This is a genomic window from Streptomyces sp. B21-105 (assembly GCF_036898465.1).
GTDB lineage: Bacteria > Actinomycetota > Actinomycetes > Streptomycetales > Streptomycetaceae > Streptomyces.
Genome location: NZ_JARUMJ010000001.1, coordinates 58,823 through 83,987, shown reverse-complemented (window position 1 = coordinate 83,987; position 25,165 = coordinate 58,823). Strand labels below are relative to the sequence as shown.

Below are 25,165 nucleotides of genomic sequence, written 5' to 3'. Positions count from 1 at the left end.
CTGCGCCCGTAGTGGTAGTCACCTTCAACTACCGTGTCGGCTTCGAGGGCTTCGGGCACCTGCCCGGGGTCGCGGACAACCGCGGGCTGCGCGATCAGGTCGCCGCCCTGGAGTGGGTCCGGGACAACATCGCCGCGTTCGGCGGCGACCCCGCCAACGTGACCGTCTTCGGCCAGTCCGCCGGCGCCGCCTCCACCGCCCCGCTCATGGCTGCGCCCGCCGCGCGCGGCCTGTTCCGGCGCGCGATCACCCAGAGCATCCCCTCCGGGATCCGCAATGGCGCCGAGGCCGAGTCCGTCACCGCGACGATCGCGGCAGCCCTCGGCGTCGCGCCGACCTGGGACGCGCTCGCCCCACTGCCGCCCGAGACGATCCTTGCCGTCCAGAACGCGCCGCTGCGCGGGAGGTCACCCTGGACACCTGGCCGACCAGCAGCACCCTGGAGAGGGACGCCGGCTCCTACACGACCTTCGCCGGCCCCGTGTACACGCCCCCCCGCGCCCGGCAAGGTGGCACTCGCCCTGCCCGCGCAGTGAGGAGGAGGCGCCGACGACGAGACGCCGGAGCCGGCGCGTCTCCCGGGCCCGCATGACCCATGAGGTGATCTTGCAGCGGGGACTCGGAATGCCGGCCCGGACCGGTTCGGCGGTGCTCGAGCGGAGGGAAGGCCATGTTCTTCGTTATCGGAGCACCGGTTCCGGGCAACCGCCGCGCCACTGTGACAGTGGACGCGAACGGCGAGACCCGGAGCAATTGTCAAATCCTGCGGATCAGCGCGGAGAACCTCAAGCCAGGTGTAGCCATTGATCGAGGACTGCGAAGTCCTGGTCGGTGAGGCCGCGGGACGACGCGACGTGATGGAGGATCGCCTGAGCGGGGTGATGGGTGGATACCCAGTCCCGGTCGGCTTCGGTGATCTCGTCGTCGACCCAGGCGAACGGGCGTGTGTCCGCCCACGCGACGAGGGTTCGGGTCTTCCAGTGGAGCCCGAACCACTGGTCTTCGCGATCGTGGGCGGCTGAGGGCTCTGGCCAGTTCACGACCGGCAGCTGCGGCAGGCCGAGTCGCGGTGCCAGCTCGATATTGGCCTCTTCTTCCCAGGTGGTGGCCCAGACCAGGTCGCATGGCAGCGCCGCGAGCCGCGGCCCGATCTGCGGGTCGAGCCGCGCCATGTGCGAGGTGGATGCGGTGCCCGCGAGATCGCGCTGCGGGCCGTCACCGAACGGCAGGAGCGGCCCGTCGACGTCCAGGAAGAGCAGTGGGCGGTTCTCGCGCCTGGTCATGCTGCGCTCACCTCGGAACGCTCGACGAGGTGGCCGTTGTGGAATGTGGCGTCGTTGCGGATGAGGGCGACGAGGTGGGATGCGGTGATCGCGCGCCGGCGGGCCCGGGCGGACTCGGTGAGCGTGAACACCATGGCCAGGGCCGCTGCGGGGCTGCCATCTCCGTGGGTGACCCGGGTCCGCAACTTGACGGTGCTGAAGGTGGATTCGATCGGGGTTCGTCGTTCTGAGGTGGACCCAGTGTTCGGCGGGAAGCCGTAGAACCATGGAGAACCCCGTCATGACGACCTCCCGCGAGCAGCGGACCGCGCCTGACGGAACGCATGACGCCACGGTGGCCTGTCTTGAGCAGGAGAACGCCCAGTTGCGGCGTGCGGTCGATTCCCATGCGACGGTTGACCAGGCCATTGGCGTCCTCGTCGCGACTTACCGGCTCCCGCCGACTGCCGAGTTCGAGGTCCTGCGCGAGGTTTCCCAGCACACCAACATCCAACATCAAACTGCACACGGTCGCGGAAGACCTGATCGGCTGGGTGCTGGACCGGCCGCTGCAGGAGCCGGTGGGACTGAAGCTGAACGCTGCGGTACAGCGGCGCCCGCATCGAGGGCGAACCCCGGGCCAGCCCGAGTGATGGCGCGGGTGGCCGCCGCTGTCGCCGAAGTGCCGGTAGGTGAAGGCCACGGCGGCGATGCCGGCCTGAGTTCATCCTTCCGGCGCCGAAGCCCAGCTGGGCTGCCAGCCGGGCGCCGGCCCGCCTCGCCCCGCCCCGCCAAGGCGAGCCCCACCCGCTCCAGGGCGTGGTCGAGCCGCGTGGTGAACCGTGCGTACGGGGCGGGCGGCTGGAAGAATGGTCGGGCGAACGTTCGGCGCGGGCAGTCCGCCGACCCGCAGACGAAGCGTCGGACCGTCAGCCGGATCGCCAGGCCCTGCTCAGCGAGTGGAAGAACCTTTCAGCCTGCGCTGGTAACGGCCGTGGACTCGGTCTGAGAAGCAGCCGCAGTGTCCGGACATGCCGCCTCGGCCGTGCGGCCTTTCGCCACCACCTCGACCGTGCCGAGCGCGGCCGTGACCGCCTCGACATCCATCTCGTCGATTCCATCGGACACCAGCGAGTCCCAGAACGGTGCATCGGTCTGCATGACCAGCACCATCACCGTCCACAACCGACCGCAGCAGCTATCGGCAGGCACCCGAGGGGACGTCAATTCTGACCGGTCCAACCCGCCCTGCCTGGTGTCCAGCCACTACTTTGAGACTCGGCCGCCACACGTCGGCCCGACTCCGAGCCGCATCCCGCCCATGCCGGGAGCGGCAACGAGGACAAGGGGCTCCGCTTCACGTGCCGCATCGTCCCGCTGGCCGTGGTCTTAGACCGGCGGGGATGCGTGGGATCTCCCGCCGATCCGGAGACGATTCGGCATGGGTCATCGCTCGTACCGAGGGGTCCACTGGGCGCGTTCGACCGCTGCCCGCAGCTCGTCCTCGGTCGCGTGCGGGGCGACGCCGTCTTCGACGGCGGCCATCCCCGCGGCCACGGCGATCTCCCGGGCCGCGTCGCGCATCTCTCCCAGCGGTGGCAGCAGCGGCGCGGGGACGGCGTCGTCCGTCGCGGACCGTGCGGCACACCGGCCCACGGCGCGGGCGGCGGCGACCATCATCCGGTCGGTGACCCGGGTCGCCCGGGCTGCGGTCACCGCAAGGCCGATGGCCGGGAAGACGTACACGTTGTTCGCCTGCGCCACCGGCACCTCGCGGCCGTCGGCCTTCAGGGGCGGGAACGGCGAGCCGGTGGCGACCAGGACCTTGCCGTCCGTCCAGCGGGCGAGGTCGGCCGGGTCGGCCTCGGCGTGCGAGGTCGGGTTGGACAGCGGGAAGATCACCGGCCGCTCGCAGGCGGACGCCATCTGCCGGACGACGTCCTCGGTGAAGGCGTTCTTCGCGGTGGACAGGCCGATCAACACGGTCGGCTCCGCCCGCCGGACCACCTCGGCGAGTCCGTACGACTCCTGCTCGTCGTCGCGGGCGTAGACGCGCTGTTCCTCGCTGAGCCCGTCGCGGGAGGCGGTCAGCAGCCCGTCGACGTCCACGAACCAGAAGCGTGAGCGGGCCTCGTCCGGCGACAGGCCCTCGTCCGTCATCGCCGTTCGGATCATGTCGGCCGCCCCGACCGCCGCGGAACCGGCTCCGAGGATCACGATCCGCTGGTCGGCCAGGCGGGTGCCCGCGACCGTGGTGGCCGTGGTCAGCGCTCCGAGGGCGACGGCTGCCGTGCCCTGGATGTCGTCGTTGAAGGTCAGCAGCCGGTCCTGGTAGCGGGTGAGGATCGGGCGGGCGTGGGCGGTCGCGAAGTCCTCCCACTGCAGCAGCGTGCCGGGCAGTTCTGCCTCTACGGCCGCCACCAGCGACTCCACCAGCTCGTCGTACGCGGCGCCCGTGACACGACGCTCCCGGCGGCCCAGGTAGTGCGGGTCGGCCAGCAGCTCCTCGTTGTCGGTCCCGGCGTCCAGCAGGATCGGCAGCGTACGGGCCGGGTGGATGCCGCCGATGGCGGTGTAGAGGCTGAGCTTGCCGATCGGGATGCCCATGCCGCCGACGCCCTGGTCGCCCAGACCCAGGATGCGCTGCCCGTCGGTGACGACGATGACATCCACGTCCGGGTGCGGGCGGTTGCGCAGGATCTCCCGGAAGCGGTGCCGGTCCTCGTAGGACAGGAACAGCCCGCGCGGGCGGCGGTAGATCTCGCTGAAGCGCCGACACGCCTCGCCGACGGTCGGCGTGTAGACGACGGGCAGCATCTCCTCCAGGTGCCGGGTGACCAGGCGGTGGAAGAGGATTTCGTTGGTGTCCTGCAACTGGCGCAGATAGATGTGCCGGTTCAGCGGCTTGTCATAGCCGCGGAACGCCTCGTACGCGCGGTCGGCCTGTTCGTCGAGCGTCTCCACGGCGGCCGGAAGCAGCCCGTCCAGACCATGGTCGGCCCGCTCCCGGAGGCTGAAAGCGGTGCCTTTGTTGCGCAGGGGGTCTGCGAGGAGGGCCGCGCCGCGCGGAAATTCGTTCACTGTCATGTGAGCCGTCTTCCCGTGCTTCGTGCGCATGGACGCAAAACCATCGGCAAATAACGGTCATCACTTCGTCCAGCTGACGTCCGACGACATCCCCGCCGCGTCGGCGGACCCTGTTCTGCCCGCCAGGCGTGGCGCCGGAAGGGGCCGCCAGCACGATGAAGGCATGTGCGCGCAAGCCCGAACTTGCGCAGTGCGACCTGTGGTTCCCGCCCGTGGACATCCCGCTCGGTTACGGCCAGGAGGTGTTCGGCGCGGTGGAAGCCGCGTTCGGTGTCGCTTTTGATTCTGCGGCCGGTGGTTGTACCGGTGCCGGTGCGGTCGTCGGGGTTGGTGGTGACGGCGACCGGGACGCGGTAGGGGTGGGCGCCGTGGCTGCAGCAGCTCACACCCCCCGCCAGGGGGGCTTCCGGCACGGCACGCTGACACCTCTCTCCCTTCCCCTGAGACGTCGGCGAAGGGGAAGAAGTGCACCCCTGCGGCCAAGGTGCGGGCCTATGGACTGCGGATGTTGGGGTGCGTGCGGATAGCCACTGTCCGGCAGATGGCTCAGGTGATCACGGCGGAGGATGCCGACGGCCGGTCGTACGTGCGCAGGGCGATGAACAAGCTGGCGGAGTTGGGACTGGCGGAGACGAACGGCAAGGACGGCAAGCATCAGATCTGGAACCTGACCCCGGCGGGCCAGAAGGCTCTGGCTGACGGCAACGAGCTGCCTCCCCGACCGAAGGCCGGCACCGGCGCGAAGGCGGTGAAAGCCGGGTTCGGCCATCACGGTGTCGCGGTGACGGACATGATCCTCACTTACGGCGGCCGTGAGCACCTGACCGACTGGCAGGTGGAGGTCAACCACGCCTGCAAGGAGCCCGGGCTGAGATTCAACACCGACGCCGTCCTCGCGCTGCCGACCAAGACCAGCGAGGTGCGCATCTTCGAGCTCGACAACGGCACCATGTCCCAGGCCCCCCTCGCCAAGGAGGTCAGGGACTACGAGTGCTACGCCGGGCACCGTGTCTGGGAAGGAGCCCGCGGCACCCACGGCCGCACCTTCCCCTTCTGGCGCCGCCGCTACACCCGCTCCCAGACCTTCCCGCGACTGCACGTCGTCCTGGCGGGCAAGGGGAGGAGCACTTGCTCGACAACCGCCTCCAAGTGCTCACCGACGACGTGAAGGGGATCGCCGTCGCGATGTGGGTGAACACTCTGCCCCGGCTCCAGCGCGGCGAGCCCTGGTACGAGATCGGCGTTGACGCCCCCGACCGGCGCCGCGAGCGCTACCTGGAGCCGATAGGCCGCTGAGGGGGCGGAGTGGGCCCGCCGGAGACGACGACGCTCCCTCACCCACAGCCGTGGGGAGCGTCGTCCTGCGGCCTCTTCAGTCGACGCCTGACGGCGGCGCGGGGCCGGCCCGGTTGGCCCGGAGTCCCCACCACAGCCGGCGGAATCGGCGACGATCCGTTGGCCGGACTGTCTTCCGTTTCGACCACGGGGGCGCAGAGGACTCCATGGCCTGGGAAGGTGTGCGTGTCGCATTCCGGGGATCCGGTGAGCCTGCGGCCCGTCATCACGGACCAGGCGTCAGCGACTGCACCGAAGCCCTGCAGGTGTTATTCCTCGAGGAACTGAATGGCGTGCTTCAGGAACCGCTCGGGGTACTGGAACTGCGCTCCATGCCCGGCGTCGGGGTAGATCAGCAGTTGGGCGTTGGGGATGTTCTGGGCGAGGTGCCAGGAGTTGATCGAGGCGATCATCACGTCGTTCTCGCCGTTGAGGACCAGCGTCGGCTGGGTGATCGCGTTCAGGTGGGCGTAGGGGTTCTCGCCCGGCAGCGGTTCCGCGTAGGCGACGGTCGCTTCGAACTGCGCCTGTGCGACCGCGGGCGAGCTCGGCGGGTCCTGGTCGGCCCGCTGGTGGCGGCGCTCCCAGAAGGCCTTGCCCGCTTGCTTCGCGGCTTCCGAGCGGCCGAAGAACAGGAAGAGGAAGTCCTCCAGGGTGGGGACCGGGTTCAGGGCGTACTGAGGCACCTGGGGGTCACTTGTCGGGTCTCCGCCGCGGAGGCCGGTGCCGAGCAGGAGGAGCTTGCGCACCAGCTGGGGGTGGCGCAGCGCGACCTCCTGCGCCTGGTAACCGCCGAGCGAGAAGCCGAGCAGGTCGACCTGCTCCAGCCCCAGTGCCCGGATGACCGCGGCGATGTCGTCGGCCATGTCCTCGATCCGGTTACGCGGCGTGCCCGATGACGAGGCGATGCCGCGGCCGTTGAACAGGATGACCTCACGGCCTTCGGCCAGGCCGTCGGTGAGCAGCGGGTCCCAGTTGTCCATCCCGCCGCGGAAGTGCTGGACCAGGAAGATCGGGACGCCCGAGGGCTTGCCCCAGCGCCGGTAGGCGAACCGGTCGCCGTCGACCTCGATGTACTGAGTCGGTGCGGTCACATGCGTGTCACTCATGGCCTGAGCCTTTCTGGAGGGGGTGAGCAATACGATGACGATCGTCATCTAAAAAGTCAAGCTCTTTGATGCCGATCGACATCTATGTATGCTGGACCGTCGAGCGTCGACCGGCGAAGGGACGGCTGGACATGCGGGTCACCAAGGCACAGGCAGAGCAGAACCGTGCCCACATCGTCGCGACAGCCGCCAGGCTGTTCCGTGAGCGCGGATATGACGGTGTCGGCGTGGCAGAACTGATGGCAGCCGCCGGGTTCACCCATGGCGGGTTCTACAAGCACTTCCGCTCCAAGGCCGACCTGATGGCCGAAGCGTCCGCGAGCGGGCTCTCGCAGACCGTGGCACGGACAGAAGGTCTGGACCCCGCCGAGTTCGTCGAGCGCTACGTCTCGCGGGAGCATCGCGACGGGCGCGGCGACGGCTGCACCATCGCGGCCCTCGGCGGCGACGCCGCACGTCAGCCGGCGGACATCAGAACAGAGTTCGCAGCCGGGATCGAGAACCTGCTGACGGCCCTTCAGTCCCAAAGCGATACGCCGGGGGATGCGGACCAGCGCGCGGCCCGCATGATGGTGATCGACATGCTCGCCCATTCGGTCGGCGCGATCATGTTGTCGCGGGCATGCCCGGACGGTTCTCCCCTGGCGGACGAAATCCTCGATGTCTGCCGCAAGGAAATTCTCGCGTCACTGGCGCACGACACCAGCGACCAGTCGGCGGCACGGAGCCAGGAAGCCTGACCACAGCCGACCGACGCAAGCCCAGCTCAGTACCATGAGCAGCACGAGGCCGGCTCCCAGTCGCCTCAGTACGAACACCGGCAGGACCACCCCGCCGCCCTTTTGGGCGATCTTCTTGAACGCGCGGTCCAGGCGCGGGGCGCGGGCGGCCAGCAGGCCCACGACCTCGCGCACCCACCGGCTCACGGTGGTGCGGTGCACCCCGTTCCTGCCGGCCAGATCGCCGGGCCGCTGGTCACAGCGCAGCACCGCCAGCACGATGCCGGCGATCTTCCCGGCGGGCAGCGCCCGCCACCGCGAGGCGATTTTCTTCAGGCGGCCGCGTATCAGGCAGGCGAGATAGTTCAAGGTTGCGCTCGACAGCGGCAGGCGGGCGGTGCGGACAAGGCCGTCAGGGCCCTCGGTGAGACCGATTCGCCGCGTGGATGTCCACCGACGCCGACGACGGCTTTCCCGTGGTGGCCACCCTGGTCGGCGCGATCCTGCTCGCCCGCGCCACGGCGGGCACAGAACTCCGGAGAAGATCCTGGAATCGACCCACAGAGCTTTGACCGCACCACACGGGCCTTGACCCGGAATCCTGGGGTAAGGGGCTGTTACGACAGGGACTTGACGCCACGTAGGTAGGCAATCTCCGAAATCCCAGCAGCACACGGTGGCGGTAGCCCGCCGGCCGCCCGCCCCACCGCCTCCGGCCATGTCGGAATGGGCGGAGGCGGCCGGACGGCCTGTCATTTGGGGATTCGGGCCATGGCGCAGCCGAGGACTGCCCGGATGTCACCTGGGCCTGAGGCTGGGCCGCGCTTCAGCGAGGCAGCAGGACCTCGACCTGCCCCCGGATGTCCTGCACGATCTCCTCGACGCTCAAGGCGATGTTCAGGCTCACCGCCATGCTGAGGAACATCACGGCGGACACGATGTGTGCCAGCGTCGCGGCGTCGCCCTCTGTGACCCGTTCGTCTCGGCGCAGAACGGCGGCGACGGCCTCCTCGGTCTGCGCGACGATGGCGAGTGCTGCGCCGTGCCGGGGCTCCTCGGGGTCGCCGAAGACCATCTCTCGCAGGTAGGTACGTCCGTTGTCGATCTGGGTGCGGTTGCACTCGACGATCGGCCGGACGATCGCCAGCACCGCGTCCAGCACGCCCGGGACGGTCTCGGCGTCCGCCCGGCCCTGCTCTAGCGCTTCGGCGTACTTGGCGTTCTGCACGAGCAGGAGGAGTTCGCCCTTGGTCTTGGCGTAAAGGAACAGGGTTCCGGTGCCGATGTCGGCCTCGTCCGCGATCTGCTGGGTCGTGACCTCATCGACGCCGTGCTCGGCGAACAGCTCACTGGCGGCAGCGACAATGCGGTCGAGTTTCTCCTGCTTTTTCCGCTCGCGCCGTCCGACAGGCATGACGGTGTCCTCCAGGCGTAGATTCTGACTGTAATCAGTTATGATTGCACTCAATGCCGCGTGGGCTCGAATGTGGCTCCGCTCATTCTCCCATCGCGGGGCAAGGAGTCATCGCTCCATCCGTGCGCAGCCACGCACTTCAACAACGCGGGCGCCATCCCGCCGAGCGCGAGTCTGCTGGACGTCTCCGAGGCGGACATCCGGGCGAACATGGAGACGAACTTCTTCGGGCCCGTCTTCCTTGCCCGCGCCTTCGCACCGGTCCTCGCCGCCAAGAAGGGGTCGATCCTCATCGACGTGCACTCCGTTGCCAGCTGGTATGCCTTCGGCGGCGCCTACAGCGCGCCCAAGGCCGCACTGTGGTCGGCCACCAACTCGCTGCGCATCGAGTTCGCACCCATGGGCGTCCACGTGACGGGTGTGCACATGGGCTACGTCGACACCGGGATGGCCGCGCACGCCGACGGACCCAAGATGCTGCCGACGCAGCTGGTGACGACGGTCTACGACGCAGTCGAGTCCGGAGAATACGAGGTCCTGGCCGACGAGTTGACCCAGGGGGTCAAGGCGGCTCTGAGCGGCCCGGTCGAGGCGCTTTTACCCGGACCTGCACAGTACGGACGCCTGAGCTTGTTCTTCGGGCCCGACGTGATCTCTTCACGTCGGCCCCCCGTGATCCATGGCGTTCGAACGGTTGGCCGGCCGGTGTCGAGACGGGCTGCACCGTCGCGGCCGTCGAGCGGTGGATGACGTCGGCGGTCGGTCCGGCGGCAGCCCGATCCGACCACGGTGCCGAAGACGTCGGAAATCAGGTGGGCCCCGCGGCAAACGAGGACGGACGCGGCATCCGCTGCGTCGTCCTCGATTTCTGATGGGTGTCAGCGTTGCTGGTTGGCGATGCCGATGTAGTGCCCGAGACGGTACTCGAAGTCGATGCCGGCCTGTTCGACGACGGCCTGCGTGCCTGCGGCCCGGGTGAGGAAACCGGGGAGGGTGAGGGAGTGGGCGAACTCGCCGTACGCGGCGACCAGGTCCGCGTCCGGGGGCAGGGATGCCCGGTTGACCTGGGCTTTGGCCGAGGCGAGTGAGGTGCGGTCGAAGGAGGCGAGCCGGGCGGCGACGGTGCCGACGAAGGCGTCGAGTTCGCTGTCGGGGAGGGCGCGGGTGACCCAGCCCCAGCGTTCGGCGGTGTCGGCGTCGTAGTCGTCGCTGGTGAGGATGGCTTCCAGGGCGCGGTCGCGTCCGATGGCCCGGGGAAGGCGTTCGCTGCCGCCACCGCCGGGCAGCAGTCCGCTGCCGACCTCGGGCTGTCCGAAGATCGCTTTCTCACGGCTGGCGTAGCGCAGATCGAGGGCGAGGGCGAGTTCGTTCCCGCCGCCGCGGGTGCGTCCCCGGATCGCGGCGATGGTGATGTACGGCGCTTTGGAGAGTTCCAGGACCAGATTCGTCCATGCCGGTAGCGCGTCCGGGCCCTCGGGGGCGGGGAAGTCGGCGGCGGCGGCCAGGTCGAAGTGGTTGTAGAAGAAGTCGGGGGTGGCGCTGTCGAACAGCACGACCTGGATGTCCGGGTCGGTGGCCAGTTCGGTGACGATCTCGATGAGGCGCAGGACTGTCTCGCCGGCGATGAGGTTGACGGGTGGGTTGGCGAAGGTGATCTTCGCGATCTGCGGTGAGGTGCGCTCGTAGTGGATGGTGCTCTGCTGCTCGCTCATGGCTGGCTCCGGATGCGTGGTGGGTAAGAGATGGCGACGGTGGCGCGAGGAGGGCCAGGAAGCCGGGGCGGATGGATTGCTGAGCAGATCGGGCGGTCCCGCTTTCCGTCTGCGCGCTGCTCACGCCTGGTAGCGCGGGAGGATGTCGCCGTTCTTGACGTAGGTGAGGGTGGCGGTGACGTCGTAGGCGTGGATCGCGGAGACCTGCGGTGCCAGCCGGTCGGACAGGTCCTCGATCACGGGGCCGGTGAAGAAGGCGTCCCGTGCCGCGGTGTCGGTGAACCCGAGGCTGACCGAGGCGTGGAAGCGCTGGTCGTGGGGGTTGTCGTGGGCGACGTCCGGGGTGTCCCAGAGCTTTTTCGTCCAGGGCAGGAACGTCTGCGTGCGCAGCTCCTTCAGCACTCCGGTGCCGGCGAGCGCGGGGGCGAGCTGCTCGTTGACGAACTTCCGGAAGGCGCCGGCGCCGGCCCCGTCCCTGCGGCGAAGGTAGATCAGCGCGCGGGCGCCGACCGGCTGTCCGGGGCCTGCGACGTCGTACCACCGAGAGGAGTTCGGCGGGCCGGCGTAGAGCAGGGTGCGGCGGAACACGTTGATCTCGTCGGCGTAGGCCAGCTTCGTCTGCTCGCGCCCTTTCAGGGGTGCAAGCGCCGATTGGAAGGTGACTTCCGCGACGCCGTCGATCTTCCGGTCGGCGGGGATCGCGGTCTGGACCCCGTCGATGGCCGGCCACAGGCCCGTGTTGTGCTCGGCGAGGTGGATCTGCCGGTACTCCTCCAGGCCCGGGGTGGCGGAGATGATCCCTGAGTGCGGGCCCTTCCAGTGGTCCATGCCGGTCTGGCGGGGCTGGTCGGTGCGCACCCACAGCAGGATCGAGGAGGTGAGAGGCTTCTTCACTTCCGGGGGCGCGGCGGCCGGTGACGTGCTCATGATGTTGCCCTTCTCTTCCTGGTCAGGCGGTGGTCATCGGGCCAGGAACTCGACCGCCACGGGGGCGAACCGGTCGTGGAACTGGAAGATGCCGCCGTGCCCGGAGTCGGGGTAGATGATCAGCTCACTGCCCTTGATGCGCCGGTGCAGGTCCTCCGACAGGACCGACGGCACCATGCGGTCGTTGTCGCCGTTGGCGATCAGGGTGGGCTGCGTGATCGACGACAGTTCGTCGGGGGCGGAGCGCCCCCACTTCTTGATCGCCTTCAGCTGCGTCTGGAACGCCTTGGTCTTGATCTCCGCGTCGCGGTCGACGGTGCGCTCCTTGAGCCGGTTGACGAACGCGCGCCCGGCGGCCTTGCCGGTGGCATTGCGGTTGAAGAACAGGAACTCCTTGGGGTCCGAACGGGTCAAGGTGGCGCGCAGGATGTCCCAGTAGGTGACTCTGGCGACCTTGTCCATGTCCTTGCCGCCCTTGGGCCCGGTGCCGGTGAGAACCAGCTTGCGGACGAGCTCGGGGTGCTTCACCACCAGGGCCTGGGCGACCATCCCGCCGAGGGAGAAGGAGAAGACGTCGATCTTGCCGTACCCGAGCGCCTTGATGAAGGTGTAGGCGTCGTCGGCCATCGCCTCGACACTGTCCGGCACCTGACCGGTGGACGCTCCGACACCGCGGTTGTCGAAGGCGATGACGTGACGCCCCTTCGCGATGGGATCGATGATGCGGGGGTCCCAGTTGTCCAGGGTCGCGGCGAGGTGGACGAAGAAGACGACGGGGATGCCGCCCTTCGGCCCCAGCTCGCGGTAGGCGTAGGTGACGCCGCCGGCCCTGACGGTGCGGGCCGGAGCCTTCGCATAGGAGGTGATGACGGCTTCGTTCGGGGTGTCGGTGCTGCTCATGACGGAGTCTCCTTGCGTGTTCTGTGTCGCTGTGGTGTTTCGTGTCGCCCGTCGCGGTTGCGGCGGGTCAGCTGTGGCCGATGACGGCCTTGCCGCGGATGCCGCCCTGGGACAGGGACTGCAGCGCCTGCGGGGTCTGGTCGAAGCCGACCACCTTTCCCACGACCGGACGCACCACGCCCTGGTCGATGAGGGTGGTGATCTGGCGGAGCTGGTCGCCGCTGGCGCGCATGAACAGGAACTCGTACGTCACGCCGAGCTTCTTCGCCTGCCTGCGGATCTTGCCGCTCAAGGCTGCGACCGCCAGGCGCAGCAGCGGGTTCAGGCCGGCCTCGCGGGCGAACGCGGGGTCCGGGGGACCAGCGATCCCGATGGCCTTGCCGCCGGGCTTGAGCACCCGCAGGGACTTCTCGAGATTCTCCCCACCGAGGCTGTCCAGCACCAGGTCGTAGCCGGTCAGAAGCTGCTCGAAGTCCTGGCTGCGGTAATCGATCACCGTGTCCGCGCCCAGCGCGCGCACGAAGTCCGCGTTGGAACCGCTGGCGGTCGTGGCGACGTGCGCACCGAGGTGCGCGGCGAGCTGGATCGCGATCGAACCGACCCCGCCGGCACCGGCGTGGATCAGAACCTTCTGCCCGGGCCGCACCTTCCCGCGCTCCACCAGCGCCTGCCACGCCGTGAGCGCCGCCAGCGGCAGCGAGCCGGCCTCTTCCATGCTGATCGAGGCCGGCTTGAGCGCCAGGTCGCCCTCCGCGACGGCGATGCGCTCGGCGAACGTGCCGATGCGGTCCTGGCCGGGCCGGGCGTAGACCTCGTCTCCGGGCTTGAAGCCGCGAACCGCCGTCCCGACACCGATGACGGTGCCCGCTACGTCGTTCCCCAGGATCAGCGGCAGCTTGTAGGGCAGGATCTGCTTGAACTCACCGGCGCGGATCTTCTCATCCAGCGGGTTCAGCCCTGCGGCCTCCACCCGCACCAGCACGTCGTGCTCCCCCATGGTGGGCTCGGGGCGTCCGCCTCCTGCAGCGGCTCCTTGTACTTGGTGACGACGAACGCTCGCATGGGACGTCTCTCCTTGCCTTCATACTGTTTATCCGGGTTTGAGGCCAGATCAGCCAATTCAGCGCGACTTCCGGGGTCTCGCCTCACTGCATCAATTTGAGTACACTCAACTATGAGTCTACTCAGAATTATTGTCAAGGGAGGGTCCCATGGGACGCGGCCACATGCCGATCGGGCGCCGCGAGCGGGCCAAACAGGTCAAGCGCGAACGCATCATGACCGCAGCCCGCGAGCTGTTCGCCGAACACGGCGTCAGCGGGGTCACGACGCAGCAGATCGCCCACCGGGCCGACGTCGCGATCGGCACCCTCTACCTGTACGCGTCCACGAAGGCCGAGTTGCTGATCATGGTGCAGAACGAGAAGTTCGCCGCCGCCATCGACGCCGGCCTCGCCGCCGCCAACGCCGCCGTCGGACAGGGCGTGCTGGAGCCGGTCATCGCTCTCCTTCGTCCCGTGGTGGAGTGCCTGAGGGAGCACACGGAGAACGGCCGCACATACCTGCACGAACTCGTCTTCGGCGACCCGGCCGAGCCCTACCGGCAAGCGGGTCTGGCCCTTGCCGGCTGCCTCGAGGACGGCATCACCAGCCTGCTCACCCGCGACGAACACATCGGCGCCGCCGACGCGGCGACGCTGGCGCGAGTGATCACCGCGATCATCCACATCAGCACCACCGCCACCCTGTACCTGCACCGCAGCGACGAAGCCGTCCTCGCCGACATCCGCGACCAGGTCCACGCCACCCTGGCACCCCACCATCGCGCCGCATGACCACTCGCTCCACGAGCCAACCATCGAACCCCCTGGAAAGGGGGCACATCATGAGCGCGCACTACGACGTCATCGTCCCGGTGCCGGCTCGAGCCGGTACGTAGCCGCGATCCGCGCCGCGCAACTCGGCAAGAACATCCTGTCCGGCAGTCCGGCAGTCCGGCAGTCCGGCAGTCGGGACAGCCGCAAACGCTGTCCATGACTTCGGCTCCGCAGCTGAGTCAGGCCGCAGATCGGGCACGGACACGGGGGTGGTCAGCATCCGCTCCGGTAGTGTCCATGTCACCTGCCGTCCCTTCCACCCGCCATGTCCGCCACCCGAGTGGCTGCGCATCGCCCGGCGGGTGATGCGCAACTCCGCTCGCAGACGACACGAGGGCCCCGGCCGCAACACCCGAGGGCGTGGGCATACTGCTGGCCATGACGACCCCGCTCGGGACCCGCGTGTACATGATGACCGTCGCGGTGCTGGTGTGCGTGGCGGGTAGCGGAGCCTGCTTGGGCTACTCGTGGCCGACTGGGCGGGTGCCGTGCCGGGCGCGGGTGCCGCCGGCCTGGGCGCGGGATTCGGCATGCTTGTTCGCTCTCGGCCCGCGGTGGCTTCCGTCCGGGCGGCCAGGGGCGACGGCTATGCGGAAGGTATCGCCGACGGGGTCCTGTTGAGCATCGCGATGTACGAGGCTGCGGTTTTCCCACTCACCACTGATGGGGTGAGCGACGAGGAACAAGAGGCCCGTCTCAGCGTCGCGTACCGGCTCTCCGCCTACGACGGCCTGCCCCGTTCCGTTCGAGTGTCGGCGGCCGCTGCGCTGGAGGCCCTTGATGACGGCTGGGACGTGCTGGCTGCTCGCGCGGTCACCCCGGTGTGCCGTCTTTGCGCAAGGTGACGGGTCTGTTGAGGGGGTCTGCCGGTTGCACCTGTTGTATCGCGTCGGTCACCTGGTCGAGAAGAGCCTTCAGTTGGCTGGAGCTCTTGGTGTCGAGCTTCTCGGTGATCTGCTGTTCGATCTCCGCGATCACGGAGTCGGCCTTGCGAAGGGCGTCGCGGCCGGCGTCGGTGAGGTGGAGCTCCTGCACGTGACGGTGGCGCGGGTGCGGCCGGCGTTCCAGTTGACCCCGGCCCTCCAGTCGGGTCACCAGGGAGGCCACCGCCTGCGGGGTGACGTTCAGGCGGCGGGCCAGTTCCGCTCCGGCCAGGCCGGGATCGACGTGGACGGCGATGAGCAGGGAATAGTGTGCCGCCGCCATGCCCAGCAAGCGCAGCCGTTGCTCCTTGAGGGCTGTCACGGCCAATTCCGCCCGCCGCAGTGCCCAGGTCACTCGGTCCAGGGCGTCGGCGCCGACGGGGCCCTCGTCATGCAGCGTCATGCGGGGAGAATACGACACTGGCCAACCATCAAACGTTTGACATGATGCAGACGTTTGAATAAAGCTGTCCTCATGTCTCGTACTCTTGCTCTCATCACCGGAGCCTCCTCCGGTATCGGCGCCGCCTACGCCCGCCTCCTCGCGGCCGACTGCGACTTCGTCCTGGTGGCCCGAAGGGCCGACCGCCTTTCCGTGCTCGCGGACGAACTCCGCGCGGCCGGCGCCGCCGTGGAGGTCCTTCCCGCGGACCTCGGGAACCACGACGGCCTCACCTCGGTGACCAAGCGCCTGGCGGCCGGTGATGTCCGGCTGCTGATCAGCAACGCGGGAGACGGCGGCTACGCACCGCTCGCCGATGTGGCCCCGGAGGAGATCGACCGCCTACTCACCCTCAACGGCGTGGCGTCCATCCAGCTCGCGCGCGCCGCCCTGCCCGGCATGCTGACCGCGGGGGAGGGGACCATCGTCACGGTCGCCTCCCTGCTGGCCTTCAGCGCCGGGCAGAGCAACCCGCACATGCCGCCCCGCACCATCTACAACGCCGCCAAGGCCGCCACCGTCGCCTTCACCCGCACCCTCGCCCATGAACTCGCCGACACGCCCATCCGCACCCAGGTGGTCTGCCCGGGCGTCGTGGCGACGGAGTTCGCCGGCGGATACGGAAACATCCCCTCCGCCATGACCGCGGAGGGCGTGGCCGGAGCCAGCCTCGCCGGACTGCGCCTGGGGGAGACGATCTGCGTACCGGGCCTGGAGGACCAGACCGCCGCGCTCGACGCCTTCCTGGCCGGCGAGGCCGCCCTGCTCGCGGGCGGCAACCGACCCACTCCCGCCGCTCGCTACAGCCACCCGCACCCCCAGCCCACACGCTGAGGACCGGGCCCGCAGGAGGAGTCCAGCAGCGTCGCTGTGACCTGCGTGATCCTCCCTGATCGCCGACGCCGCCAAGGCCCGACAGCGGAGTGCCCCCGGAGACCCTTGCGGCACGCTCATCCGCCTGTTGTGACGATCTCGGGGCCCGCCCGTCGGGCGGGCCCGCAGCACCTGGTGCGGGCGATCGCAAGGCGGCGTGTCGTCCTCATACCGGACGTCCGTGGGTAATCCTGAGACCGCAGCACGAGGGTCCCCGGCCGAGCGAAGCCGGGAGTGGTGAGCGCCTCCTGCGGTGGCTGGGCTTCGCAGATGCCGGTCCGGCATGGGGGAATGTGCGCGGCGGCGGGCGGAATGGCCGGGAGCCCGGGAGCAGAGGCGCGTTCCGGGGTGATGGGCAGGTCGCGAGCGCGGCGGCCGGTGGCATCGAGGACGCCGGGCGGCGTGGGTGACGGCTGGCGTCACCCCGACGTCGACCATGACGACTCGGATAGCACCTACGGCGTCCCCAGGATCACCGCCGACCTGTGCGCCGACGGCGAGCAGGTCGACCGACAAGGTCAGCCGGTGAGACGGCGGAACCGGACGAGGGCGCAGACGCGGCGGCATCAGGTCAGTCAGGAGGCGGTGTGTTCGATCGTTCAGCGGTGGCGGCCCCAGTCGATGGCCCCATGCCCTTGCGGGTGACGCCGCGCTTGCGAGGCGAACGAATGCGGGTGGTCGTAATATCCCTTGTCGGCGTAGAGGTTGGTCAGCCGGCGGCGGCGCGGACGGCGGCCGGGGCGGCAGGGATTCCGTAGACGTTCCAGTGTCTGACCGTCCTGCGAATTCCCACCGGACGGGTCGCGCGGTCCGCGTGTGGTGGCCTTGCAGCCTGTTGCCCGGGGAGGGGCCGGCCACTGTGCCCGGGAACCGACAGTGTCAAGAGGCGGAAGGGCCGGGGAGTTCCACTACCGCCGATTCCGGAGCTCCAAATGGCTTCTCCAGTGCGGCCCGAAGCGCGATGACGGTATCCGCACCGACGCGCTCGGCGAGTGCGGCTTCGAGCCCGGCCAGTATCTGCATCGTCTCCGCGCGGCGCCGGACTCCGGTCTCCGTGAGGAGTACGAGCTTCGACCGGGCGGAGTGCGGATCGCTCTCCACGGTCACCACGCCCAGGGCGACAAGTTCGTGGACCCACTGGTGCGCTGTCGGGGCGCTGACGCCCAGACGCCGGGCCAGCTCGGCGATGCTCGCCCCTTCTGGCGGGAGCTGACTGAGCAGGGTCACGTGTGCCGCGCTGATGGCGGACCCGTCTTCCTGGGCCTCGAACGCAGTGGTCAGGGCGGCTCGGAACCAGTTGTGTGCGCGCCACAGCAGCCGGATGAGCGGCTCGGATTCAGGCGGGGAGGAGGGCATGTGGTTCTGCTTTCGCGGTGGGCGGTCGGTTCGGCGCGGTCTGTCGATCGTAGGCCGGTCAGGTCTGGTGTCCAACATCGCCGGAGCTTCCGAGATTCTTCTTTATTAGGTAGCCTATGAATAGGTTGCCTAATGGTGGAGTTCGAATCGAACCCCACCTGTCGACCCATGCGCCTGCTTCCTGTAAACCGATGGAAAGGCATGACGATGACGCCAGGATCGTCTGAATCCCCCCTCGCCGCGGGCACCTCGCGGCGGCGCCTGCCGGCCGCCGCGGCCGGCACCACCACCGGCGCGGCAGCCCTCGCGGCCTCGCCCGCCCCCGCGCAGGCCGCCCCCTCCACGTCGGCCGGGACCTCCGCCGGCGACCCGGGGCGCGGCATGAAGGTGATCGCGGTCGAAGAGGCGTTCTCCGTTCCCGAGCTGATCCCGTGGCCGGGCGAAGCCCGGATGCCCCCCGGCTGGGGGCAGGAGTGGGGGCGCCGACTCGCCGACTTCACGGAGTTGCGGCTGGCGGACATGGACGAGCATGGCGTGGACATGCAAATCCTGTCGCTCACCTCACCCGGCGTGGAGGCCATCGAGGACCCGGCCGAGGCCGTGGCCACGGCCCGCCGGGTCAACGACCGCCTGGCGGACGTGGTCGCCGCTCACCCGACACGGTTCGCCGGCTTCGCCACCCTGCCGTTTCAGGACCCGAAGGCCGCCGTGGTCGAACTGCGCCGGGCGGTGGAGCAACTCGGGCTCAAGGGGGTCCTGCACAACGACCACGTTCTGGGCCACTACCTCGACGAGCCGCAGTTCCGGCCGGTGTGGGCCGAGCTTGAACGGCTCGGCGTGACGCTCTACGTCCATCCCGCGCTCTTCCCCGCCGATCAGTGGCGCGTGTTCCAGGGGCATCCCGTGCTGAGCGGGCCGTCCTGGGGATGGACGGCGCAGGTCGGCGCCCACGCTCTACGCCTGATCTACGGCGGAGTGTTCGACGAGTTCCCCGGGGCCTCGGTGACGCTGGGGCACATGGGAGAACTGCTGCCCTTCCAGCTGGCCCGGCTCGACAGCCGCTACCACCAGGCCGACCCCAAGGGCAGGCCGCGACACCTGCCCTCCCACTACCTGCGGAACAACCTCTACGCGACCACCAGCGGCGTCTTCTCCCACGCGGCCCTCCTCGGAGCCGTCCAGGCCATCGGCGCCGACCGGCTGCTGTTCGCCGTCGACTACCCCTACGAATCAACGGCCGAGGCAGTCGAGTTCCTCCGCACGGCGCCGTTCTCCCGCGCCGACCTCAAACGCATCGCGCACCGCAACGCGGCACACCTGCTGAACCTCTGATCAGGACCGCAGCAGGTGAGGAGTGTGGTTGGGCCGACGGCGCACACGTGTGCACCGCCGGCCCAACCATGCGAGCACTCACGGTGTGTGATTGATCTGGCCGCTTGTGCCTCGTGGATGTGATCGTGGCGGGCGTCGCAGGCCACGACCGTCTCGCGGCGCCGATCGAGCACGATGTGCGCCCAGCCAGACGGCGGCCGTCCGTCAGGAGCGAGAGCAGCAAGGGTGCGGATGTGATGCACCGTGACATCACCAGCCTCCCGCAGATCTCGCAGGTGTCCGCCAAGAGCCATGTGACCAGCTCTTTGTGCCGGCAGCCCACCCAGCCCCGCCGCGGAGCCACGGCTGGCTCACGCTGCACCACTGCCTCGCCCGCGACTGCGAGACCCTGCTGGCCCGCTCCGAAGCCATGATTCACTTGGCCGCCGGCGGCCGTGCCCGACCTGATGGCCCGCCGCCTCACCGGCGAAGCCACCATCTCCTGGCGCGACCCGATACCTCTGGATCAAACACCGATTACGGGATGAAGCACCGGGGCGATGACGCCCACTGAGATCCCCGACAAGAGTCAAGTAAGGCGCCGGGAGTCCTTCTTGGTGCTGACGAGCCGCCGACCCCCGCGGAAGCAGACCCCGGCCGGAGCTTCGTGGCGCGGGGCCGCCGTCCCGGTCAGCGCCCGGGGTGCAGGCCGAGCCATCCCGGGGAGGGCGCCCCGGTCACCTCGCCGACGTAGAGCGTGAGCTGTTGCCTGAACTGCTCGACGAGAGCCCGATCGGCCATGAAGTCCTCGAAACCGTCGAGGTGGGCGTTGCGGTACTCCCAGATGGGGCGGTAGCCCGCATGGGGCTGGACGTCGGTGCGCACCGACCACATGTAGAAGTCGGACTGCGTTTGTTTCGACAGCCACCAGTTCAGGTACAGCTTCGCGGCGGCGGGGTGCTTCGCGTGCCTGAAGATGGCGGCGCGCTGGGCCCATGCCATGAACGGGTCGTGTTTCGGGACGACGAAGCGGGTTTTCACGCCCGCTGCCGGGGTCAGCATGCCGTCCGTGCCCAGTGCGACGGCCGCGCTGCCCGCCTCGACCCGGTCCGCGGGTTCCTGCGTACCTCGCACCCAGGCCACGTCCTGGGCGACGAACCGCCGCAGCCACTCCCAGCCGTACTTGTCGACGACGAGGCTGTACAGGTACAGCACCGCGTCGTCGTCGTTCGGATAGGTCGAGACGATCTTCCCCTTCCAGCGTGGGTCGAGGAGGTCCCGGGCCGAGGCGGGTGTCGTGCCGCCGGCCTTGTCGACGTTGTAGATGGTGGAGAAGGCGTCGACGAAGATGCCGGTCCACGCGCCGTCGGGGTCCTTGAACGCCGGGTGGACGCGGGAGGAGCCGGCCGGCTTGTAGGGGAGCAGGGCGCCTTCGTGCTTCCAGCGGGGGAAGTCCTGCAGGGTCTGCAGTTGTACGACATCCGGGACGAGGGAGCCGGTGGCGAGCTGGTTGTCGACGCGGGCGTCGTGGAACTTGCTGTAATCCACGACGATGTTCAGCGTGATGCCGGGGAACGCCTTCTCGAAGGCGGCCTTGTTGCCGTCCTGCTGGGTGGCGGTGTCGCCGCCGGCGTAGACGGTGAGGGTGCCGCCCTCCGCCTTCGCCTCGCGGTACAGCTGTTTCAGGCTCTTGGCCTCCTCACCGGGCTTCGCGGCGTATCCCGTTCCGGCGCCCAATGCGACCCCGGCGGCCGTGAGTGAACCTGCGGCGAGTACCTGACGTCGTCCGACCGACATGGACGTTCCCCTTCCGTGTGGTGCTGCAGTGCGATGGACGGTGAGGAAGATACCTTCCTGCGCAGCTTTATTTCAATTTTCAAGTTAGTCATGTCTCCCGGTGGCGCGGTGACTTGGTGCCCAGCACGTCTGCTGGATTGCTGTATCGTCAGCTTTATGGGTGAGCTGCTGAACGATGAGGCCGTCGTCCTGTACGGCGACATCCTGCGACTGACGGACGCGATCGGCGGACAGGCCGAGCGCACCATCCGCGAGGCCACTGGGCTGGGCGGTTCCGAGTTCGAGGTGCTCCTGCGTCTGGCCCGCCACCCGGAGAACCGGACCACCAGCGCGCGCCTGGCCGATGACCTGTCGTTCACCTCGGGCGGGCTGACCCGGCTGATCGCCCGCATGGAGGGGGCCGGGCTGCTCGCTCGCCACCCCCACCCCGATGACCGCCGGGCCGCGCTCCTGGAAGCCACCCCGAAAGGGCGTGAACTGCTGGAACGCGCCCTCGCCGCGCATGGCCCGCAGGTCACCGCCGACCTCGTGGAGCCGCTCACCCCGGTCGAGCGGCTGGTCCTGCGCGAGCTGGTGACCAAGCTGTTGGCCCACTCCGCACGCGGCCCGGTGCAGGGGCCCGCACGGTCGTAACCGGCGAGCCTTTCCCTGCAGCCCTCCAGCTCGCCGCTGGGAAGGCCCTCTTGACCGGCGCCATCGGCATGAGGCGGCTCCCACGTCGCGACGGACGGCCGAGCCGCGGCCACGAGGGACCGCCGCCAACCGCCTCGGCGACCGTCGCGCCCTGCCCGAGCATCCGGTCCCGGCCCCGCCGGCCCTCGCCATGTCTGTGCCCGGCGCGGTGGCCGAGGTTGCCGTCGAGCATGACACGGTGTCTGCCGTCTTCCCGCCCCGGGACGGCCCCGACCCGACCGCCCCGTTCGCGGCGTTCTACCGCTCCTCGTCGAGGGGTCGCGCACGGGCGGCATGCGATGTCTGGTCGTCGCTGGTGGCGCCGACGGCCTGAAACCGACTCGGGGCTCGACGGTGTGGTGGGCGCGCTCTGGTTAGCGGTCGTGGAGCCACGCAGGCTCCAGGGGACGAACTCCTGGGCGGACGCGGGGCGCACTCGACTGGCACGTCTCTGCCCGATTCGGGAGACGCGACCGGCCGCAGCCTCATCAGCGCCGAGGACTACGCCGCCCCTCTGGTCGACGAGCCGGAGGAGAACGAGGTTGTCCGCCGTCGGATTACGGTCGTCTACCGGCCTGGTCCCAGGCCTGCGGCCGGTCCGGCCGCAGGCGGGGAGGGGCCGGGCCGGCGCTGATTGCCGTGGACAGGACGGCCGCACCGGTGCAGGGGCGGCGGGACCGGTTGGCGCAGCGCGACGCATGCGGTGGTGGTCTCGATGCCGACGTGCCGTTTTGTGCGGGTCGGTCGGCGGCGTCAGGCGGGTGCACTGTAGAGGGTGGCGAGCTCGGCGACCACGGCGGCGAGTTCGGCGCGGGCCTCGGGCGGATCGAGGACCTCGACGGTGGCGCCCAGGGACAGTAGGCCGCGTACGTCGGGAAGTTCGCGGAAGGCAAGTTCGGCGCGTGCCCAACCGCCGTCCGTGGGGTGGGGCGGCGCGACCAGCTGGGAGGCGAACAGGCGCTGGAAGAGCTCCAGTTGCTCGCGGTGTACCCGGCAGTGGACGCGGAGGCCGTCCGGCAGGCTCTCGAAGCGTTCGCGCAGCAGGGCCCAGACGGTGGCGAGGTTCTGGCCCGGACGACGGTGGACGGGTTCGTCGGTGACCGCGGCGGCAAGGACGCGGTCGGCGCGGAACAGCCGGGGCTCACCGTCCCGGTCGGCGACCAGGTACCAGACGCCTGCCTTGCTGACCAGCCCGTACGGGTCCACGGTATAACCGCGCGGTTCGCGGGCGTCGCCGCTGCGATAGGTCAGCTGGAGCCGGCGGTCGGTGAAGGCGGCGCGCTGCAGCTCTGCGAGATGGGCGTCGGTGGCCGTTTCGATGCCGTGCATCCAGCGGACGGGGTCGACGAGGATGCGCTCGCTCGTGCGCTCGGCCTCGCCGCGGTGCGGTGCGGGCAGCGCGGCCATGACCTTGCGCAGCGCGGAGCGGATCGCCTCGCCCAGGCCGAGCGCGTCGTGCGTGCCCTCGGTGGCGAGGACGAACAGGGCGCGTGCTTCGTCGTTGGTCAGCCCGGTGACGTCGGTGCGGTAGCCGGGCAGCAGCCGCACGCCGCCGCTGCGTCCGCGCTCCGTCCACACCGGGACACCGGCGGCGGACAGTGCTTCGACGTCCCTGTAGACGGTGCGGACCGAGACCTCCAGGCGTTCGGCGAGCTCGACGTGGGAGATCCGCTCGCGGGTCTGGAGGAGCAGCAGGATGGACAGCAGTCGGTCGGCTTTCACGAAAACGAGCGTAAATCCTGACGGGCGATGTCACGTAGGGGTGGAATGCTCACCTCCGCCCACCTGACCTCGCATCCTTGGGAAGGCGGCTCACGCCCATGACCGACACACTTTTGGCTGATACCGCCGCGGGAACCGTTCGCGGATGCGCACGTCCCGGCGGGGGTCGTCTCTTCGCCGGTATCCCCTTCGCGGAACCCCCGGTGGGCGAGCTGCGGTTCCGCCCGCCCCAGCCGCCCCGGCCGTGGCAGGGTGTCCGCCGGGCCGACCGCTTCGCACCGGCGCCCGCGCAGGGCGCGTCTTCCCTGGTGCCGGGGGCGAGCCAGAAGTCGTCCTTCCCCACCTTCCCCACGGCGGAGATCCGGGAGACGTCCGAGGACTGCCTGTATCTCAACGTCTGGACCCCCACGACGACGGCCGAGGACGCTGTCCGCCCCGTCATCGTGTGGATCTACGGCGGCGGATACGACGCCGGCTCCGCCGCACCCCCCTACAGCGACGGGGCCGCGCTCGCCCGGCAGACCGGCGCGGTCGTCGTCACCGCCAACTACCGACTGGGAGCCCTCGGCTTCCTGCACCTGGCCGACCTCGGCAGCCAGTGGGCCGGGTCCACCAATCTCGCCCTGCAGGACAAGATGGCCGCTCTGCGCTGGGTGCGGGACAACATCGCCTCCTTCGGCGGTGACCCCGGCAACATCACCGTGGCGGGGCAGTCCGCCGGTGCCTTCTCCATCGGAGCCCTGCTGGCCGCACCCGCGGCCGCCGGCCTCGTCCACAAGGCGATCCTGCAGAGCGGCAGCACGTCCCGACTCTTCGACCGGGACACCGCCACCACCATGGCCGAGGACCTGATCACCGCACTCCACCTCGACGGCCCCGAGGACCTGCTCACCGTCACCTGCCGGCGGATCCTGGACGCGCAGAGCACCGTCGTCACCGGCGACATCGGACAGCGCAACCTGCCCGGCGGCCGGTCCTGGGGTGCCGTACTCGACGGCAGCGTGCTGCCCCTCGCCCCGCAGCAAGCCGTCGCCGCTGGCGCCACCGCCGGCATCCCCCTGCTCGTCGGCGCCACCCGCGACGAAGTCCGCGTCTTCCAGATGATCGGCGGTGACTCCTTTCGCCCCGAGGACGAAACAGCCCTGTACACCGAGATGCGGCGGGCCGGTGTCACAGACCCGGAGAAGCTCCTCAACGCCTACCGGATCCGCATCGCTGACCCCGACGACCTGTCAGCCCTGCGCGGTGCCTTCCTCACCGACGCCCTCTACCGGATCCCGGCCACGCGTCTGGCCCGGGCCCAGGCAGAGGCGGGAGGCCGTGCCTACCACTACCTTCTGGTCGACGAACCGTGCGGACCGGCCATGGGCGCCTTCCACGGCGCCGACCTGCTCCACGTCTTCGACAAACTGTCCCTCGTCGGCGCCGACACGCCCGAACACCGCACCGCCCGCGACACCCTCGTCGGCGCCTGGGCCGCCTTCGCCGCCACCGGCTCCCCGGGCTGGCCGGCGTACGCCCCGGAAACCGCGGGCAACTCCCGGGCCATCGGCGGCTCCCCGGCCGACGCCGACCGCATGATCACCGAACCTCCGGCCGACGACGTCACCGCCCTCTGGCCCACCCCGCCAACCTGACGCACTGGGGATCCCATGCGACCGGCCGCCTTCACGGAAGCGCCGCGGGAATCCTGATGCTGGGTGGTCTGGGGGCGGACCTCAGCTGGC

The 25,165-nt window shown here is 69.6% G+C and carries 26 protein-coding genes and 2 pseudogenes; 13 read left to right on the top strand and 15 right to left on the bottom strand.

Translation table 11 applies throughout. The annotated features are described in order from the left end of the window. Positions 1-11 precede the first annotated feature (11 nt). Entirely contained in the window at positions 12-536 is a 525-nt protein-coding gene (locus QA802_RS00450; RefSeq protein WP_334517247.1) for a carboxylesterase family protein, read from the top strand. Between the two features lie 249 nt (positions 537-785). On the opposite strand, the gene QA802_RS00445 is transcribed toward QA802_RS00450, so the two are convergent. Both QA802_RS00445 and QA802_RS00440 read right to left on the bottom strand, forming a co-directional pair. Next, on the bottom strand, positions 786-1,283 hold the full coding sequence (locus tag QA802_RS00445; RefSeq protein WP_334517245.1) for an HAD domain-containing protein: 498 nt from the start codon (positions 1,281-1,283) through the stop codon (positions 786-788). Continuing rightward, positions 1,280-1,541, bottom strand: a pseudogene (locus QA802_RS00440) (IS256 family transposase); the annotation flags it as partial. The gene QA802_RS00445 and the pseudogene QA802_RS00440, both read right to left, overlap by 4 nt. A gap of 7 nt (positions 1,542-1,548) precedes the next feature. Between QA802_RS00440 and QA802_RS00435 the strand changes: the two are divergent. Beyond that, a complete protein-coding gene (locus QA802_RS00435; protein ID WP_334517243.1) occupies positions 1,549-2,271 on the top strand; it encodes an ANTAR domain-containing protein in 723 nt (240 codons plus the stop codon). On the opposite strand, the gene QA802_RS00430 is transcribed toward QA802_RS00435, so the two are convergent. Further along, on the bottom strand, positions 2,235-2,423 hold the full coding sequence (locus QA802_RS00430; protein WP_334517241.1) for a hypothetical protein: 189 nt from the start codon (positions 2,421-2,423) through the stop codon (positions 2,235-2,237). The two genes, QA802_RS00435 and QA802_RS00430, sit on opposite strands and share 37 nt — an antisense overlap. A 285-nt stretch (positions 2,424-2,708) precedes the next feature. After that, entirely contained in the window at positions 2,709-4,349 is a 1,641-nt protein-coding gene (locus tag QA802_RS00425; protein ID WP_334517240.1) for an NAD-dependent malic enzyme, read from the bottom strand. 541 nt (positions 4,350-4,890) lie between these two features. Between QA802_RS00425 and QA802_RS00420 the strand changes: the two genes are divergently transcribed. Together QA802_RS00420 and QA802_RS00415 are read left to right on the top strand one after the other, a co-directional pair. Beyond that, the gene (locus QA802_RS00420; RefSeq protein WP_334517238.1) at positions 4,891-5,517 is read left to right on the top strand and encodes a replication-relaxation family protein; all 627 of its coding nucleotides are present in this window, start codon (positions 4,891-4,893) and stop codon (positions 5,515-5,517) included. Then, positions 5,478-5,645 carry a hypothetical protein gene (locus tag QA802_RS00415; protein ID WP_334517237.1) on the top strand — a complete coding sequence of 56 codons (168 nt, stop codon included), beginning with the start codon at positions 5,478-5,480 and terminating at the stop codon, positions 5,643-5,645. Before QA802_RS00420 ends, QA802_RS00415 begins: the two co-directional genes overlap by 40 nt. Before the next feature lie 308 nt (positions 5,646-5,953). Here the strand turns inward: QA802_RS00415 and QA802_RS00410 are convergent, their stop codons facing one another. Then, positions 5,954-6,793, bottom strand: coding sequence for an alpha/beta fold hydrolase (locus tag QA802_RS00410; protein WP_334517236.1), 840 nt, complete (start codon positions 6,791-6,793; stop codon positions 5,954-5,956). A gap of 68 nt (positions 6,794-6,861) precedes the next feature. On the opposite strand from QA802_RS00410, the gene QA802_RS00405 reads away from it, so the two are divergent. After that, complete coding sequence (locus QA802_RS00405; protein ID WP_334517235.1) at positions 6,862-7,533, top strand: TetR/AcrR family transcriptional regulator; 672 nt, start codon at positions 6,862-6,864, stop codon at positions 7,531-7,533. 81 nt (positions 7,534-7,614) lie between these two features. Here the strand turns inward: QA802_RS00405 and QA802_RS00400 are convergent. Then, a pseudogene (locus tag QA802_RS00400) lies at positions 7,615-7,947 on the bottom strand (helix-turn-helix domain-containing protein); the annotation flags it as partial. An 11-nt stretch (positions 7,948-7,958) separates the two neighbouring features. On the opposite strand from QA802_RS00400, the gene QA802_RS00395 reads away from it, so the two are divergent. Further along, the gene (locus tag QA802_RS00395) at positions 7,959-8,084 is read left to right on the top strand and encodes a hypothetical protein (RefSeq protein WP_334535196.1); all 126 of its coding nucleotides are present in this window, start codon (positions 7,959-7,961) and stop codon (positions 8,082-8,084) included. Between the two features lie 254 nt (positions 8,085-8,338). Here the strand turns inward: QA802_RS00395 and QA802_RS00390 are convergent, their stop codons facing one another. Beyond that, positions 8,339-8,926: a TetR/AcrR family transcriptional regulator gene (locus QA802_RS00390; RefSeq protein WP_334517233.1), complete on the bottom strand. Its 588-nt coding sequence runs from the start codon at positions 8,924-8,926 to the stop codon at positions 8,339-8,341. A gap of 60 nt (positions 8,927-8,986) precedes the next feature. On the opposite strand from QA802_RS00390, the gene QA802_RS00385 reads away from it, so the two are divergent. Then, entirely contained in the window at positions 8,987-9,676 is a 690-nt protein-coding gene (locus QA802_RS00385) for an SDR family NAD(P)-dependent oxidoreductase (RefSeq protein ID WP_334517232.1), read from the top strand. Between the two features lie 128 nt (positions 9,677-9,804). Here QA802_RS00385 and QA802_RS00380 read toward each other — a convergent pair whose 3' ends face one another. The 4 genes from QA802_RS00380 to QA802_RS00365 form a co-directional block, all read right to left on the bottom strand. Beyond that, positions 9,805-10,638, bottom strand: coding sequence for an enoyl-CoA hydratase/isomerase family protein (locus tag QA802_RS00380; RefSeq protein WP_334517230.1), 834 nt, complete (start codon positions 10,636-10,638; stop codon positions 9,805-9,807). Positions 10,639-10,758: 120 nt separating this feature from the next. After that, positions 10,759-11,565, bottom strand: a complete 807-nt coding sequence (locus QA802_RS00375; RefSeq protein WP_334517228.1) for a strictosidine synthase — start codon at positions 11,563-11,565, stop codon at positions 10,759-10,761. 33 nt (positions 11,566-11,598) lie between these two features. Then, complete coding sequence (locus tag QA802_RS00370) at positions 11,599-12,465, bottom strand: alpha/beta fold hydrolase (RefSeq protein ID WP_334517227.1); 867 nt, start codon at positions 12,463-12,465, stop codon at positions 11,599-11,601. A gap of 67 nt (positions 12,466-12,532) precedes the next feature. Further along, positions 12,533-13,462, bottom strand: coding sequence for an NADP-dependent oxidoreductase (locus QA802_RS00365; protein WP_334517225.1), 930 nt, complete (start codon positions 13,460-13,462; stop codon positions 12,533-12,535). Positions 13,463-13,676: 214 nt separating this feature from the next. Here QA802_RS00365 and QA802_RS00360 point away from each other — a divergent pair, with 214 nt between their 5' ends. Together QA802_RS00360 and QA802_RS00355 are read left to right on the top strand one after the other, a co-directional pair. Continuing rightward, positions 13,677-14,300: a TetR/AcrR family transcriptional regulator gene (locus tag QA802_RS00360; RefSeq protein ID WP_334517224.1), complete on the top strand. Its 624-nt coding sequence runs from the start codon at positions 13,677-13,679 to the stop codon at positions 14,298-14,300. 509 nt (positions 14,301-14,809) lie between these two features. Continuing rightward, on the top strand, positions 14,810-15,187 hold the full coding sequence (locus QA802_RS00355; protein WP_334517222.1) for a hypothetical protein: 378 nt from the start codon (positions 14,810-14,812) through the stop codon (positions 15,185-15,187). On the opposite strand, the gene QA802_RS00350 is transcribed toward QA802_RS00355, so the two are convergent. Next, positions 15,156-15,668 (bottom strand): MarR family winged helix-turn-helix transcriptional regulator, encoded by a 513-nt coding sequence (locus QA802_RS00350; RefSeq protein WP_334517220.1) that lies wholly within the window; start codon positions 15,666-15,668, stop codon positions 15,156-15,158. The two genes, QA802_RS00355 and QA802_RS00350, sit on opposite strands and share 32 nt — an antisense overlap. Before the next feature lie 72 nt (positions 15,669-15,740). Between QA802_RS00350 and QA802_RS00345 the strand changes: the two genes are divergently transcribed. Next, positions 15,741-16,541 carry an SDR family NAD(P)-dependent oxidoreductase gene (locus QA802_RS00345; RefSeq protein ID WP_334517219.1) on the top strand — a complete coding sequence of 267 codons (801 nt, stop codon included), beginning with the start codon at positions 15,741-15,743 and terminating at the stop codon, positions 16,539-16,541. A gap of 918 nt (positions 16,542-17,459) precedes the next feature. Here the strand turns inward: QA802_RS00345 and QA802_RS00340 are convergent. Continuing rightward, a complete protein-coding gene (locus QA802_RS00340; protein ID WP_334517217.1) occupies positions 17,460-17,936 on the bottom strand; it encodes a MarR family winged helix-turn-helix transcriptional regulator in 477 nt (158 codons plus the stop codon). Between the two features lie 201 nt (positions 17,937-18,137). On the opposite strand from QA802_RS00340, the gene QA802_RS00335 reads away from it, so the two are divergent. After that, positions 18,138-19,268 (top strand): amidohydrolase family protein, encoded by a 1,131-nt coding sequence (locus QA802_RS00335; RefSeq protein WP_334517215.1) that lies wholly within the window; start codon positions 18,138-18,140, stop codon positions 19,266-19,268. 669 nt (positions 19,269-19,937) lie between these two features. Here QA802_RS00335 and QA802_RS00325 read toward each other — a convergent pair. After that, the gene (locus tag QA802_RS00325; protein ID WP_334517213.1) at positions 19,938-21,044 is read right to left on the bottom strand and encodes an ABC transporter substrate-binding protein; all 1,107 of its coding nucleotides are present in this window, start codon (positions 21,042-21,044) and stop codon (positions 19,938-19,940) included. A 156-nt stretch (positions 21,045-21,200) separates the two neighbouring features. On the opposite strand from QA802_RS00325, the gene QA802_RS00320 reads away from it, so the two are divergent. Further along, complete coding sequence (locus tag QA802_RS00320) at positions 21,201-21,677, top strand: MarR family winged helix-turn-helix transcriptional regulator (protein ID WP_334517211.1); 477 nt, start codon at positions 21,201-21,203, stop codon at positions 21,675-21,677. Positions 21,678-22,469: 792 nt separating this feature from the next. Here QA802_RS00320 and QA802_RS00315 read toward each other — a convergent pair. Beyond that, positions 22,470-23,438, bottom strand: coding sequence for a helix-turn-helix transcriptional regulator (locus tag QA802_RS00315; RefSeq protein WP_334517209.1), 969 nt, complete (start codon positions 23,436-23,438; stop codon positions 22,470-22,472). A gap of 98 nt (positions 23,439-23,536) precedes the next feature. Here QA802_RS00315 and QA802_RS00310 point away from each other — a divergent pair, with 98 nt between their 5' ends. After that, a complete protein-coding gene (locus QA802_RS00310; protein ID WP_334517207.1) occupies positions 23,537-25,075 on the top strand; it encodes a carboxylesterase/lipase family protein in 1,539 nt (512 codons plus the stop codon). The last annotated feature ends 90 nt before the right edge of the window (positions 25,076-25,165 follow it).